The organism is Lactobacillus sp. (genome assembly GCF_051893255.1).
Lineage (GTDB): Bacteria > Bacillota > Bacilli > Lactobacillales > Lactobacillaceae > Lactobacillus.
On record NZ_JBJFHB010000085.1, the window covers coordinates 17,150 to 31,632 of the forward strand.

Here is a 14,483-nt window from a genome sequence, read left to right on the forward strand (position 1 = left end):
TTAATCCTTGTGATCATCATCTTTAACATCCTTGGTCGTCACATTCCGGGCATGCTTGCGGCCGCTTGCCTGCTCTTGGCGATCAAAGCCCTGGAAAAAGTCCTGAAAATCAGAAAAAGTCCCAGAACTTGGCAAGTCTTCGTGGTGCTTTTTATAGTAAAAGCGGTAATAAAGCCACAGGCCCAAGGCAACGACAATCCCTACTGGCAAGAGTGCAATAAAGGCCTTAAAAAAGACCGACAGAATTGCCAAAATAACGATTGCCGCTAAGACGATCATGATTATGGTGATAAACGACATTTAAATTTTTTCTCCTAATTTTTAATCTGGATTTTCCTGGCTGAGCCGCCATTGCAGGTAAGCGTAGATAAAGGGATCCAGCTTGCCATCCATGACCCCGTTGACGTCGGCCGTTTCATAATTGGTCCGGTGGTCTTTGACCATGCTGTAGGGGTGGAAGACGTAAGAACGGATCTGAGATCCCCAGGCAATGTCCAGCTGCTCGCCCTTTAAGGCAGCTTTTTCCTTGCGCTTTTTCTCTTCTTCCAGGTGGAAGAGCTTAGCCCGCATTTCGTTCATGGCCGTATCCCGGTTTTGGAACTGGGAACGCTGGGCCTGCGAAGTCGTCACGATCCCAGTTGGAATGTGGGTAATCCGGACGGCACTAGAGGTCTTGTTGATGTGCTGACCACCCGCCCCGCTTGAGCGGTAAACGTCGATCCGCAGGTCTTTAGGGTCGATTTCAATGTTGATGGAATCGTCCACTTCTGGAATCACTTCGACTGACGCAAAGGAAGTGTGCCGTCTTTTGGCCGAATCAAAAGGCGAGATCCGAACCAGGCGGTGGACCCCATGCTCTGACTTTAAGAGGCCATAGGCATTTTTCCCGGAAATCCGGATGCTGGCGCTCTTTAAGCCCGCTTCATCGCCAGGCTCAAAGTTGTTGACTTCAAACTTGAGGCCGTGGGCGTCGCAGTAGCGCTGGTACATCCGCAAAAGCATATTGCCCCAGTCCATGGCTTCCGTGCCGCCGGCGCCTGGGTGGATTTCCATCAAGGCATTGTGGTCATCATATTCACCAGACAAGAGCAGGTTCAGTTCATATTGGTGGAAGGCCTCTTTCAGGTCCTCTAGCTCCTTTTCGGTGTCTGCCTGGAGATCTGGGTCGGGTTCCATTTTCAAAAGCTCTACGGCTGTTTCTTCGTCTTCTAGGGCCTTTTCCAGCTTTTGGAAGGAGTCCCGCTTTTCTTTTAAGACATTGTTTTCGGCAATCAGCTTTTGCGCGGCTTCTTGGTCATCCCAAAAGCCCGGCTCAGCCATCTTTTCTTCGTTGATGCCAATGCTTTCGCTAATGTTGTCGAAGTCAAAGAGACCCCCTAAAGTGGTTCAACCGGGTTCTAAGCTCGTCTAAGACTGATTGGATTTCACTGATTTCCATTTATTGTGATCTTCTCTTTCTAATTAATCTTTCTTTTTGTACTTTAGTTAAAAAGTTATCTTATCTCGTCACCTAGTATTATAACCAAAAAAGAGAGGCAATTGCCTCTCTTTTAAAAAGTCTTATCTAGCCAAGTTTTGTCTAATTTGGGCCTTCATGAACAAACGAGTGGTATCGAATTCGATATCGCTGATCATTTCTTCAAACATGTTGTAGCCAGAGTCTTGGTATTCAACCAGTGGGTTCAATTGGCCATAGCCTCTCAGGCCGATTGATTGCCGAAGTTGGTCCATGGCATCGATGTGGTTGGTCCAGTGTTCGTCAACGACCCGCAAGATAACCACCTTTTCAAATTCCAGCATTTGTTCTGGATCTGCCAAGGCTTCTTCTTTTTCCTGGTAGTTGTCTTCTACCAAGTCGTAGAGCTGCTTCTTCAAGCCTTCTGGGGTGAAGGTCTTGAAGTCGATCTTGTTGTCAACGTAGTCTTCACTTGCCAGGCAGGAAACGATGAAGTCGCGAAGAGAATCCAAACGCCAAGTTGACCGGTCGCCTTGGGTGAACATGTCCACTTGGTGGTCGATGGTCCGGTGGATCATTGGCATCAAGACTGACTTAAGGGACTTTTGCTCATCGATAACTTGCATCCGTTCCTTGTAGATGATTTCCCGCTGAATCCGCATTACGTCGTCGTATTGCAGGGTTTGCTTACGAGTGTCGTAGTTGTTCCCTTCAACCCGCTTTTGGGCAGATTCAACCTGCCGGGTGATCAGGCGGCTTTCGATGACCTTGTCATCATCGTTGTCTGACAAGCGGTCCAAAAATTCCTTTACCCGATCCCCGCCAAAGCGCTTCATCAAGTCGTCTTCAAGAGACAGGTAAAAACGAGTGTAGCCTGGGTCACCCTGCCGGCCGGAACGACCACGCAGCTGGTTGTCGATACGGCGAGATTCGTGTCTTTCAGTACCGATAACTGCCAAACCGCCTAATTCCTTAACGCCTGGCCCCAGCTTGATGTCAGTCCCACGACCAGCCATGTTGGTGGCGATGGTTACGGCGCCGCGCTGACCGGCGTTCATGATGATCGCAGCTTCTTTAGCGTGGTTCTTGGCGTTCAAAACCGCGTGAGGGATGTGTTCTTGGTCCAGCATGTGGCTGAGCCGTTCAGAAGATTCGATAGAAACCGTACCAACCAAGACTGGTTGACCCTTAGCGTGCCGTTCCTTGATTTCCTTAACGACTGCCTTGAACTTGGAGTCCAAAGTTGGGTAAAGCAGGTCTGGCATGTCTTGTCTGATGACTGGGCGGTTGGTTGGGATAGTGATAACTTCCATGTTGTAGATTTCACGGAATTCTTCTTCTTCGGTCTTAGCCGTACCCGTCATCCCGGCCAGCTTCTTGTACATTCTGAAGTAGTTCTGGTAAGTGATGGTTGCTTGGGTTTGAGATTCTTCTTGAATCTTCACGCCTTCCTTGGCTTCAATGGCTTGGTGAAGACCATCTGAGTAGCGGCGACCTTCCATGACACGGCCAGTGAAGGAGTCAACGATCATGACTTCACCATCTTGAACCACGTAGTCAATGTCTTTGAGCATGATGTAGTTGGCCCGCAAGGCTTGGTCGATGTGGTGGACCAGCTTTTGGTTTTCGACGTCGTAGAGGTTCTTCAAACCGAAGTGGTCACAGGCCTTTTGGATCCCGGTTCTAGTCAGGGAAATGGTCTTGGTTGGCCAGTCGATCTTGTAGTCGCCGTGGTCTTCATCGTCATCAGCGTCGTTGTCTGACTTGTCTTCAACCAGCTTCTTAACGAAGCGGTCAGCCCGGATGTAGTCGGCGTTGGCTTGTTCGGCTTCACCAGAAATGATCAAAGGCGTTCTGGCTTCGTCGATCAAGATGGAGTCAACTTCGTCGATGATGGCGTAGTTGAGCGGTCTTTGCACCATTTGTTCCTTGTAGACCACCATGTTGTCCCGCAGGTAGTCAAAGCCAAGTTCGGAGTTGGTGGAGTAAGTAACGTCACATGCATAAGCTTCCCGTTTTTCTTCAGCGGACATGGTGGAGACGTTCAAGCCAACCGTCAAGCCCAGCCAGCGGTACAGCTGACCCATTTCGGTTTCGTCACGGCTTGACAGGTATTCGTTAACCGTAACAACGTGTACGCCCTTGCCAGTCAAAGCGTTCAAGTAAACCGGCATGGTGGCCGTCAAGGTCTTACCTTCACCGGTCATCATTTCGGCGATGTTACCCTTGTGCAGGGCAATCCCGCCCAAGATTTGCACGCGGAATGGGTACAAGCCCAAAACCCGCTTAGAGGCTTCCCGGGAAACCGCAAAGGCTTCAGGAAGCAAGTCGTCCAAAGTTTCGCCTTTTTCTAAGCGAGAACGAAATTCTGGAGTCTTTGCTTGCAGCTGCTCATCGGTCAAAGCGGCCATTTCGTCGGCATGAGCTTCAACCTTGTCTGCAATTTTTTCAAAGCGTTTCAGTTCGCGCTTATCAGCGTTATACAATTTCTTTAAAATGTTTGCCATTTAATCGTCCTTATTTCTGATATTTAGTCTAAAATCACAGAATAATTTTAACATGTAAATGCGTAAATTTAAAATTTTCTACAAAATAAAAGGCATGATTTCTCATCATGCCCCTTATTTGACTAAAAATCAGTCTTTTTCGGTCTTAATTTACTAAGTCAAAATTATTCGTTAGTTTCGATCAAGCCGTAACTGCCGTCGTTGCGGCGGTAAACTACGCTAGTGCCGTTGGTTTCAGCATCTTGGAAAACGAAGAAGTCGTGTTCCAGCATGTCCATTTGCAAGATTGCTTCTTCTGGGTCCATTGGCTTCAAGTTAACGCGCTTGTTGCGGACAATCTTGAACATTGGAGCCTTTTCTTCCTTGGCTTCTGGAGCTTCTTCTGGAACGAAGAATTCGTCCAAGCCCTTTTCACGGCTCTTGCGGTTGACACGGGTCTTGTACTTTCTGATTTGACGTTCAAGCTTCTCTGAAACAAAGTCAATGCTGCGGTACATGTCATCCGTCGTTTCTTCAGCTCTCAAAACCAGGTATGGAAGTGGAATGGTTACTTCGACCTTAGCTGAGTGGTCACGGTATACCTTCAAATTAACGTGAGCAATCACGTCTTGGTTCAATTCAAAGTACTTTTCAAGCTTGGTCAAGCGCTTTTCAACGTAATCTCTTAAGGCTTCGGTTACTTCAATATTTTCGCCACGAACATTGTACTTTAACATAATAAGTATCTCCTTTCCCGCTTTCGCGGTTTCTTTCTACTCATATTATACCAAATCTGAAAGCGCTTTGTGAAAATATTTAGCGACTAATTGAAAAACTTTCGATTTCCACTTCAGGAAAAGCCGTCCAAATCATGTCGCGAGCATGGTAAAGCGTTCGGCCTGTGGTATAAATATCATCCAAAAGAAGGATCTTGCCTGTTATTGTACCCCTAAATTCCGGATTTAAAAAGAAATTTTGCTTGGCCTGCATTCGCTCTTTTTTATTTTTTTCGCCTTGGGCCCCGCTGCCAGCTTTTTTGAGAAGCAGGGGCGTCAAGGGTACTAAGGGATTAAAAATCTCCCAAATAGTATCATATCCCCGCTTTTGCTGGTGGTCGGGGTTGGTGGGCACGGGCACATAGTAGTCAAATTGCAGCTTGCCTAGGTCTTCTTTGGCTAGGTCCGACAGAACCTGGCAAAGGACGTAGTCACCGTAGCGCTTGTAGCTGACCATCAGGTCGTGAAAGGCGGGGTTATAGTTATAGGCAGCATGGTTAAGCAGGATCTTGCCCCGGTATTCCCTTTGCCATTTTTGGCAGTCCTGGCAAATTTCGCTTTTTTCTTGCTCTCTGCCGCATTGAGGGCAGCGGGCACCAGTCAGGCGGTGGAACTTCTGCCGGCAGGCCGGGCACATGGTGCTATTTTTTTCTTTTTTCGGGGAAAAAAGTGCTAAAAAGTCGATCTTCGGCGTAAAGTCAGTATTGCACACTAAACATCTCATCGATTCATCTCCTTGATCTGCTTGACGGCCTGCTGGATCTGCCGGGTGTAGTAGCGATAGCAAAAGAGCACCAGTCCCGTTTGGTCGTCCTTGTCCCGCCCGACCCGGCCGGCAATCTGGACCAGGCTGGAGGTTTGGTAGATCCGGTCGTCAGCCGCGACGATGACCACCCAGACATGCTTGAAGGTGACCCCGCGCTCTAAGATCGTGGTCGTAACCAGCAAGTCTAGCTTGCCCTCGCGAAAGGCCTGAACTTTTTCTAGCCGGCCTGGGTCTTCTGCATAGACGCCGGCCATTTTGACCTTAGCCAGCCCTTTCTCTTTTTTCAATAAGTCAAGGTAAATTGGGATCTCGCTGATTTTCGGCACAAAGACTAAAAGCGGGTGGCCGCTTTGGCAGGCCTGAACAATCCGCTTGACCAGCTTGGGGTGGAGGCCTTTCTTGCCGATGAAGGGCCGGTAATACTGATCCAGCTTCGGGACCGGCAACAAGCCCCCGTGAAAGCGCCGCTTCAGCCGAATTTCCGCAATCTGCCCTTTTTTGACGGCAATTTCCAAATCCTTTGGCGGCGTGGCCGTCAAATAGACCCGGCTGCCCGTCTTTTTGACAGCATTTTGGGCCGCAAAGTGGAGCTGGGGACTGCCGGCAAAAGGAAAAGAGTCGACCTCATCGATGATCAAGAGGTCAAAGGCCTGGTAGTACTTCATCAATTGGTGGGTGGTGCAGATGACCAGCTGCTCGCCGGCTGGCTCTTTCTCCATCTTGCCGTGGTAGCAGCCGACCGTAATTTGGCCAAAGGCAGCTGACAGGCGCGGAAAGAGCTCGTTGACGACGTCGATCCGCGGGGTAGCGATGGCCACCCTTTGCCCCTGGCTAAAGGCTTCTGCTAAAAGAGGAAAGATCATCTCGGTCTTCCCCGCCCCGGTTACGGCATGAACCAGGCAGTCCTTTTTCTTGGCAAATTGCGCAAGCAAAAACTCGCTGACCTCGGCTTGGGCTGGCCGCAGCTGGCCAGTCCAAGTCATGCCGCTTTGCTTAGGATAAATAGCGTTAGCAGCTTGCCGGACCAAGTACTTGCCCTGGTCCAGTCGGCCTAGGCCCACGCACTCCCGGCAATAGAGCGCCCCATTTGGCAAGCGGGCATAGCAGACGCTCCCGCAGCGCTGGCAGCGGCCCTTTTGGACGGCCGGAATTGCAGTTTGGCCTTGATTTGTGCTATGATCCAAGTTGTCAACCAACCACTGGCGACCAGCCTTGGATGAAATTGCTTCGTTCATGAAAAATCGCCTCCACTTATTATTACGCCAAAAAAGGAGATTTTCTTGTCAAAAGGTGCATATTTTTTAACAATTTTGCAAAATGGCCAGCATGAGCTGGTAATTAAGAAAAGTCGCTTCATTGCCACCATGGCCCGGGTCAACAGCGAAGAAGAAGCCAAAGACTTTATTGCCCAAACCAGCAAGAAGTACCATGACGCTACCCACAACACCTACGCCTATACGATCGGCGAAAACGATGAGCACGTCAAGGCCAGCGACAACGGCGAACCCTCTGGCACGGCCGGCATCCCCGAACTCAAGGCGCTCCAGCTGATGCAGCTGAAAAACGTTGTCGTCGTTGTCACCCGCTACTTTGGCGGGATCAAACTGGGCGCGGGCGGCTTGATCCGGGCTTATTCAAACAGCGTCACCGAAGCCGCTGAAGCCATCGGCGTGGTCAAAAGGGTCCTGCAGCAAGAGCTCCTCTTTACTATACCCTATAACCGCTACGATGAGGTCAACCACTTTTTAGAAGAAAAAGAGATCTACGTGGCTGACCGGGAATACGCAGCTGACATCACCATTTCCGTTTACCTGGACTTAGACCAAGTGGACGACTTTAAAGCGGAATTGACCGATCTTTTGGCCGGCAAGGTCGAAATCATCAAGGGCGACCAGCGCTATAACGAAATCCCGGTTAAAAATCATAATTATCGCCAAGAAGACTAAAACAGAGACCAAAAGGTCTCTGTTTTTTGATATCTGCTTATTTTTTAGTTTTTGACTGATCTGCCTTTGCTTGACCATCGGTCTTCTCTTCCGGCTTATGGCCGCCCTTGGACCGCTCCTGCCACTCTTTAGGCTTGGCCTGGCCCTGGTGCCAAACTTCCACGTGCGGCTCTTTAGAAGTAGCCGTATGGAGGACCAGGTGGCCAATTAACTTAGTTAGAGGCTTATATTTTTTCCCTAACAGGCCAATCGATTCCACAAAAAGCTCAACGGCGATCAAGAGCCCGATCAAAAGCATGATCATGGCCCAAACCGGCGACAACAAGAAGAGCATGGACACAAAGGAATAGATCAAGGACAAGGCATAAATGACCAAGACCGTCTGCCTTTGAGTCAGCCCCAGCCGCATCAACTGGTGGTGGAGGTGGTGCTTGTCCGCTTGAGAAATCGGCTTGTTGTTCAGCTTGCGCCGGATGATGGCGTAAATCGTGTCGGAAATCGGCACGCCCAAGATGATCACCGGCACAACCAGGGAAATGAAGGTCACGTTTTTTAATCCTTTTAAGGACAAAACGGAAATCATAAAGCCCAGATACAAGGCCCCCGTGTCTCCTAAGAAGATTTTGGCCGGGTTAAAGTTATAAGGCAAAAAGCCCATCAAACACGCCGCCAGCATGAAGCAGGCGATCGGCACGTACAGGCCCTGGTTTCTTAAGAAGTAGTAGCCCACGATCCCCATGGTTAGCAGCGAAATGCAGGACACCCCGCTGGCTAAACCGTCCAGGCCGTCAATCAGGTTGACGGCGTTGGTCAAAGCCAGGATCCAGAAGATGGTGATCGGCAGGCTGAGATACCATGGCAGGTTAATCACCTTGTTGGTCAAGGGGATGTTCAATTCCGTCATCCGGATTTGGGCTAGGTAGTAGATGACCAAGGCAGCTACGAAGATCCCGGCCATTTTTTGCCAAGGCTTCAGCTCCAGGATGTCGTCAATCATCCCAGTCAAGACGATCACGCTTGAGGCTAAGAAGACGGAAAAGAGCTCATGGGTTGGGAACTGCTCTCTTAAAAGAATAAAGGAGCCAATATTGAAAGTGACAAAAATCCCGAGCCCCCCAATGGTTGGCATGGGCTTCTTGTTCACCCGGCGGGCATTAGGATTGTCCACAGCCCCCAAGACAAAGGCCAGACGTCTGATAAATGGCGTTATTGCAACTTGAATGATGACCATTAAGAAGAGGTCGACGAAAATCTTAAACATGCAATGCTACTTTCTGAATTAGTTAATCTAAACTATTATACCGACCTTTGACCCCTTTTGCCAAATTCAGGAGAAAAGTCACAAAAAAGCCTAGAAAAAAAGTCCAGAATAATCTGGACTTTTCTTTACTTGGCAACTGCCACAGCACGTTTCTCCCGTATAACGGTAATCTTGATATTGCCTGGGTAATCGAGTTCTTTTTCAACTCGGTCGCGAATTTCATGGGCCAAAACCGTGATTTCGTCATCAGAAATCTTGGCTGGCTCAACCATCACCCGCACTTCGCGGCCCGCTTGGATCGCGTATGCTTGCTTGACGCCATCGTAGCTGTTGGCGATGTCTTCTAGTTCAGTCAAGCGGCGAATGTAGTTTTCTAGGCTTTCAGAGCGGGCACCTGGGCGGGCTGAAGAAATCGTATCCGCTGCCACGACCAGTTCCGCAATAAATGACAATTTCGGTACATCCCCGTGGTGGGCCGCAATCGCGTTTACCACCAGCTCAGGTTCATGATACTTCCGTGTCAATTCAACACCGATTTCTACGTGGGAGCCTTCAATATCGTGGTCAATCGCCTTGCCAATATCGTGTAATAATCCCGCGCGAACTGCTAATTTTTCATCCAAACCAAGTTCTGCAGCCATCGTCCCGGCCAACTTGCCGACTTCAATTGAGTGGGCCAAAACATTTTGCCCATAAGAAGTCCGGTACTTCAGCCGGCCTAAGACCTTGACCAGTTCTGGGTGCATCCGGTGAATGCCCAGTTCCATCAGGGCACTTTCCCCGGCTTCATAGATATCGTCATTGACCTCCTTACGCGCCTTGTCCACCATCTCTTCGATGCGAGCTGGGTGAATGCGGCCGTCCTTGATCAGCTTCTGCAGGGCTCTCTTCGCCACTTCGCGTCTGATCGGATCAAAGCCGCTCAAGGTAACCGTCTTTGGCGTATCGTCAATGATCAGGTCCACCCCGGTCATGGCTTCAAAGGAACGAATGTTGCGGCCTTCGCGGCCGATGATCCGCCCTTTCATTTCATCATTTGGCAGGTCCACGACTGAAACAGTCGTTTCGGCTACCGTGTCGGCGGCACTGCTTTGAATGGCATCGACAATGACTTGGTGAGCAAAGCGGTCAGCCTTAGCAGTGACATCTTCTTGCATGTTTCTGATCATTTCGGCCTTTTCTTTGACCAAGTGATCAGATACCTGGGCCAAAACAATCTTCTTGGCTTCGTCTTCATCTAAGTTGGAGACTTCCAGAAGCTTTTCGTTTTGCTGCTTGACCAGGTCTTCGGCTTCGCTTTGCAACTGAGCAGTTTTTTCTTCCTGCTTCTTGATTTGGTTCTTTCTTTGTGTGAGTTGGTTCTCCTTTTCATCCAGCACGCCGCTGCGGTGATCCAGAGTATCTTCTTTTTGCTGGAGACGGTTTTCCTTGCGGGCGATCTCATCTCTGCGCCCATTCAACTCGTCTTCAACCTTTTGCCGGTAATCCCTGATTTCTTCTTGGGCTTCCAGGATCTTAGCCTTCTTTTCGGTTTCTGCATCCCGCATAGCGGCTTCTGCTTCCTGTCTTTTGGCTACGGCTTCAGCCTTGGCAACTTCGACTTCGCCTTTAGCCTTGGCTAAAAGGGAGTCGGCACTTTGCTTGGCATTTTCAGCCTTTTGTTCCCAAGAATTCTTTCTGATGGCATAGCCAATCAGGATCCCCACGACAAGTGAAATAAGAAAAACTACCACGAACGCGACGAGATAAAATATACTGTTATTCATTATAAATCACGTCGTCCTTATTTCTAGAATTATTCACACACACTTAATCATAAGTTACAATCTTATTCAAGTCAATTATTAGATTAAGCTAAAATGGGAAAAAGCCCAAAACATGTAAAAAAACAAAGAAAAAAGAAATTGCCAACAAATTGGCAATTTCTCTTAACTGCTAAAAGCTTACTTGTCTTCGGTTTTAGCGGCATCGGCAGCTTCAGCCGGTGCTTCTTGACCAGCATCAGCCTTCTTGGCCCGCTTTTCCTTGATCTTTTCTGGGTTTTCCTTTTCTTCCAAAGATTCGTCGTCAATGCCGTAGGCCTTGCGGACTTGACTTTGGATGTCATCGTAAATGTCAGGGTGCTCTTCCAAGTACTTCTTGGCGTTTTCCCGGCCTTGGCCGATCTTTTCGCCGTGGTAGGAGTACCAAGCCCCGGCCTTGTCCACGATGTCTTGGTCGGCTGCCATGTCAAGAAGTTCGCCTGATTGGGAAATCCCTTGACCGTACATGATGTCGACTTCAGCAACCTTGAATGGCGGAGCCACCTTGTTCTTGACAACCTTGATCTTGACCCGGTTACCGATCACGTTGGTTGATTGCTTGATTTGTTCTGCCCGGCGCACTTCCAAACGGATAGTGGAGTAGAACTTCAAAGCCCGGCCACCAGGGGTGGTTTCTGGGTTGCCAAACATCACGCCGACCTTTTCCCGGATCTGGTTGATGAAGATGGCGATGGTCTTGGTCTTGTTGATGGTCCCGGACAGCTTTCTCAAAGCCTGGCTCATCAAGCGGGCCTGCAAACCAACGTGGGAGTCGCCCATTTCCCCTTCAATTTCCGCCCGCGGCACCAAGGCAGCAACGGAGTCGACAACTACAATGTCGATGGCGCCACTGGAGATCAAGGTATCCGCAATTTGCAGACCTTCTTCCCCGGTGTTTGGCTGTGACAGGATCAACTGGTCGATGTCAACGCCCAAGGCTTCAGCGTAAGCTGGGTCCATGGCGTTTTCGGCATCGATATAAGCAGCCGTGCCGCCGCGCTTTTGCACTTCGGCAACGGCGTGCAAGGCAACGGTCGTCTTACCGGATGATTCTGGACCATAGATTTCTACGATCCGGCCGCGAGGGTAGCCGCCTACGCCCAAGGCCGCATCCAGGGCTAAGGAGCCTGAAGGAACAGTGGAGATTTGGGTATCAACCTTTTCCCCCATCCGCATCACGGCACCTTTGCCAAAATTCTTTTCGATTTTTTTTAAAGCAGCTTCAAGAGCAGCTTGCTTTTCATCTTTAGCCAAATTTAAAACCTCCTGGAGTTTCTTACATGTATCTATTATACTTTGAACTTGCCTCAAAAAGCAAGAAAAAAGCGAACTAGAGTTCCAAACTTTTCCCTCCACTTGTTATTACGCCAAAAATCGCATTTTTCACGTGAGAAATCACAAATTTTAGAGAAAATTAAAAAACGCGCTAACGCGCGTTTTTACAATTAGCTTTGCTTGTCAATTTTTACATTGAACCCTTGAAAACGTCCCATGATGAGTGGAAGTAGTCGTAACCAGAGTAAATGGTGAAGATCAAGGCAATGTACAGCAGAACCGTCCCGATGTGGAAGATGTCGCCAAAGAGCAAGAAGATGATTGACAGCATCTGGCAGGTGGTCTTTATCTTGCCTGGCATGGCGGCTGCCATAACCTTGCCGTTGTTTTCAACCACGATCAAGCGCAGACCCGTTACGGCCAATTCCCGGCAGACGATGATGGCAACGACCCAAGCTGGGGCCAATTTCAGGTCTACCATGAAGATGAAGGCCGTCATGGTCAGCATCTTGTCAGCCAGGGGATCGGCAAATTTACCAAAGTTGGTTACTAGGCCTCTTGACCGAGCAATGTGACCATCAAACCAGTCAGTTGCAGATGCTACGGCAAAGACGATCATGGCAACCACCCGGCTCCACAAGATCGTCGTTCCGGCAATTTCAAAAGAGCCGGCTGGCCAGCCCAAGATGAGCAAGAGCATAAAGACTGGGATCAAGAAGATCCGGAAAACAGTTAATTTATTTGGTAAATTCATTTTTGCAAAATCCTCACTTTTTTACACGACGGTTTACTGAGCCTTGCTGGATGATTGAGCTTGGCTACTTTGCGCTTGACTGGATGAAGCTTGGCTGCTTTGAGCCTGGCTGGATGAAGCTTGGCTGCTTTGCGCTTGGCTTGAAGAAGCCCGACTTACGCTTGACTGGCTGCTGTATGTCCGGCTTGAGTAGCTGGAACTTGCCGCACTGCTTGAGTAAGTAGTAGTTGAGCTGCTGGAGCTGGTTGCTGAACCAGTAGTGCTGTTGTTCTTAGCGCCTAAATAGATGGTCAAGCGGCTAGTCCCGTTAACTTGCGTAAATGGAATCTTCTTGCCGCCGATCGTCACCGTTACGCCAGTGTCCGTGCCCAGGTAAACGATCAAAGTTGAGCCGTTCTTAACCGTTTCCGTGTGCTTTTCACCAGATTGCAGAGTGCCTTGATTGGTGATGGCATTGTTGACAGAAACGTAGTAGTAGATGTTTTGCTTGCTTGAGCGCACAACCAATGGGGCGCTGGACTTAATGCCCGTTACGCGGAAGGCAGAGTTGCCCAGGGACTGCACCTTGATGGTGCTGGTCTTCTTCTTTGAAGAAGAAGAAGCTGAGCTGCTCTTCTTGCTTGATGACTTCTTAGAAGAAGTGATCGTCACGCTGGAGCTGGCCTTTTCAGCACTGTTTGAGCTGGACTTCTTGTTGTTGGCAAAAACTAAAGCCGCAATCACCACGATCAAGACGATGCCGCAGCCTAAAGCCAACTTTGGCACCAGCTTGCGCCACTTGGCGTCTTGCTTTTCTTCTTTGTAGTTTTCTTCTTTAGCAATTTGCTTTTGTCTTGCCGGAGCTGGCTGGTAGACCTGTTCAGTTGGCGCTTCAACAGGTTCTTCTTCCTGCTTTTCAGCTTCGACTTCTTTTTCGTGTTCTTCCAGCTCTTCTTCAATGTCGCCTGAGTACTGGCTCAGCAGTTCCTTGCCGTCTAAGCCAACTACTTGCGCGTATTGGCGGATAAAGGCGCGAACGTAAAAGTCACCTGGCAGCTTGTCGAATTCGTTGTTTTCGATAGCTTCCAAGTAGCGGCCTTGAATCTTGGTAGCTTTCTCAATATCGGAAATGGAAAGCCCCTTAGCTTCTCTTGCAGTACGTAATTGTTCTCCAATGCCTGACATTATTAACCTCTTCAATCATCTTAAAATCTGTTTATAAATTATAGCACAATCCCGCTAGTTGTGCCCCCCTATTCTAGCCAGCCACCGCTTACATAGATCGTTTGCCCGGTTAAATAGTCGCTTTCCGGGTTTAGCAAGCAGTCAACCCAGTAGGCAATCTCCTTGGGATTGGCCAAGTGACCAGCTGGAATTTCTTCTGCCAGATCTTCCAGCGTCTCTTTAGAAAACATGGCGTTCATCGGCGTCATCACGGCGCCAGGCGCCACCACATTTACCGTAAAGTGGCTAGCGGCAACTTCACGTGCATAAGCCTGGGCAAAGCGGCTGATGCCGCCCTTGCTGGCACTATAAACGGCTTCCATGGCGCTGCCCTGACCGCCGTAAACCGAGCCCAGATAAACGATTCGGCTGTGGTCGTGCTTTAACAGCTGGCTTTCTAGCAGCTTGGTCAGCTTAATCGGATTTTCTAGGTTAACCTTCAAGATGCGCTCAATGACTTCAGAGCTTTGACTGCCTAAGAAGTCATAGTTGGTGATCCCTTGGGCAAAAATGGCCGCGTTGACAGGGAGCAGGCCATCAACAAATTTTTTCAAGTCTTCGTCTGGCGCACAAAAGTCCTGCTGGATGGGCATGAAGTCTTGGTCTGGATAAAGGCTGGCTAGCTCTTTCCCTAATTCCGCTGCTTCGTCCCAGTGGCTGTTGCAGTGAAGGTAAAGAGACCAGCCGCTTTTAGCCAGTCGCTTGGCGATGGCTTGGCCAATGCCGCCGGTTGCGCCAAAAATGATAGCTCTTTTCAT

General features: G+C 49.3%; 13 protein-coding genes. 1 reads left to right on the forward strand and 12 read right to left on the reverse strand.

Annotated features, from left to right (window positions below; all coding sequences use genetic code 11):
- The 6 genes from ACI4WN_RS08000 to ACI4WN_RS08025 all read right to left on the reverse strand — a co-directional run bounded on the left by ACI4WN_RS08000 (position 1) and on the right by ACI4WN_RS08025 (position 6,719).
- Positions 1–300, reverse strand: a complete 300-nt coding sequence (locus tag ACI4WN_RS08000; protein WP_439777731.1) for a hypothetical protein — start codon at positions 298–300, stop codon at positions 1–3.
- 21 nt (positions 301–321) lie between these two features.
- Positions 322–1,438 (reverse strand): peptide chain release factor 2 gene (prfB, locus tag ACI4WN_RS08005; RefSeq protein ID WP_439777732.1). Its coding sequence is split into 2 segments (ribosomal slippage): positions 322–1,365 and positions 1,367–1,438, totalling 1,116 coding nucleotides; the frame shifts between segments, so codons are not numbered across the junction.
- Positions 1,439–1,560: 122 nt separating this feature from the next.
- Positions 1,561–3,963 carry a preprotein translocase subunit SecA gene (gene secA / locus ACI4WN_RS08010; RefSeq protein WP_439777733.1) on the reverse strand — a complete coding sequence of 801 codons (2,403 nt, stop codon included), beginning with the start codon at positions 3,961–3,963 and terminating at the stop codon, positions 1,561–1,563.
- Between the two features lie 164 nt (positions 3,964–4,127).
- Positions 4,128–4,679 (reverse strand): ribosome hibernation-promoting factor, HPF/YfiA family, encoded by a 552-nt coding sequence (gene hpf / locus ACI4WN_RS08015; RefSeq protein ID WP_008461672.1) that lies wholly within the window; start codon positions 4,677–4,679, stop codon positions 4,128–4,130.
- 79 nt (positions 4,680–4,758) lie between these two features.
- Positions 4,759–5,442 (reverse strand): ComF family protein, encoded by a 684-nt coding sequence (locus ACI4WN_RS08020; RefSeq protein WP_439777734.1) that lies wholly within the window; start codon positions 5,440–5,442, stop codon positions 4,759–4,761.
- Positions 5,439–6,719, reverse strand: a complete 1,281-nt coding sequence (locus ACI4WN_RS08025) for a helicase-related protein (RefSeq protein WP_439777735.1) — start codon at positions 6,717–6,719, stop codon at positions 5,439–5,441. The genes ACI4WN_RS08020 and ACI4WN_RS08025 overlap by 4 nt, the downstream gene beginning before the upstream one ends.
- A gap of 45 nt (positions 6,720–6,764) precedes the next feature.
- On the opposite strand from ACI4WN_RS08025, the gene ACI4WN_RS08030 reads away from it, so the two are divergent.
- Positions 6,765–7,430, forward strand: coding sequence for a YigZ family protein (locus tag ACI4WN_RS08030; RefSeq protein ID WP_439777736.1), 666 nt, complete (start codon positions 6,765–6,767; stop codon positions 7,428–7,430).
- A 37-nt stretch (positions 7,431–7,467) separates the two neighbouring features.
- On the opposite strand, the gene ACI4WN_RS08035 is transcribed toward ACI4WN_RS08030, so the two are convergent.
- The 6 genes from ACI4WN_RS08035 to ymfI form a co-directional block, all read right to left on the reverse strand.
- Positions 7,468–8,691, reverse strand: coding sequence for a glycosyltransferase family 4 protein (locus ACI4WN_RS08035; protein ID WP_439777737.1), 1,224 nt, complete (start codon positions 8,689–8,691; stop codon positions 7,468–7,470).
- Positions 8,692–8,816: 125 nt separating this feature from the next.
- Positions 8,817–10,457 (reverse strand): ribonuclease Y, encoded by a 1,641-nt coding sequence (gene rny, locus ACI4WN_RS08040; RefSeq protein ID WP_439777738.1) that lies wholly within the window; start codon positions 10,455–10,457, stop codon positions 8,817–8,819.
- A gap of 177 nt (positions 10,458–10,634) precedes the next feature.
- The gene (gene recA / locus ACI4WN_RS08045) at positions 10,635–11,747 is read right to left on the reverse strand and encodes a recombinase RecA (protein ID WP_439777739.1); all 1,113 of its coding nucleotides are present in this window, start codon (positions 11,745–11,747) and stop codon (positions 10,635–10,637) included.
- Positions 11,748–11,958: 211 nt separating this feature from the next.
- Entirely contained in the window at positions 11,959–12,522 is a 564-nt protein-coding gene (gene pgsA, locus ACI4WN_RS08050) for a CDP-diacylglycerol--glycerol-3-phosphate 3-phosphatidyltransferase (protein WP_009557322.1), read from the reverse strand.
- 33 nt (positions 12,523–12,555) lie between these two features.
- A complete protein-coding gene (locus tag ACI4WN_RS08055) occupies positions 12,556–13,686 on the reverse strand; it encodes a helix-turn-helix domain-containing protein (protein WP_439777740.1) in 1,131 nt (376 codons plus the stop codon).
- Between the two features lie 68 nt (positions 13,687–13,754).
- Positions 13,755–14,483: an elongation factor P 5-aminopentanone reductase gene (ymfI, locus tag ACI4WN_RS08060; RefSeq protein WP_439777741.1), complete on the reverse strand. Its 729-nt coding sequence runs from the start codon at positions 14,481–14,483 to the stop codon at positions 13,755–13,757.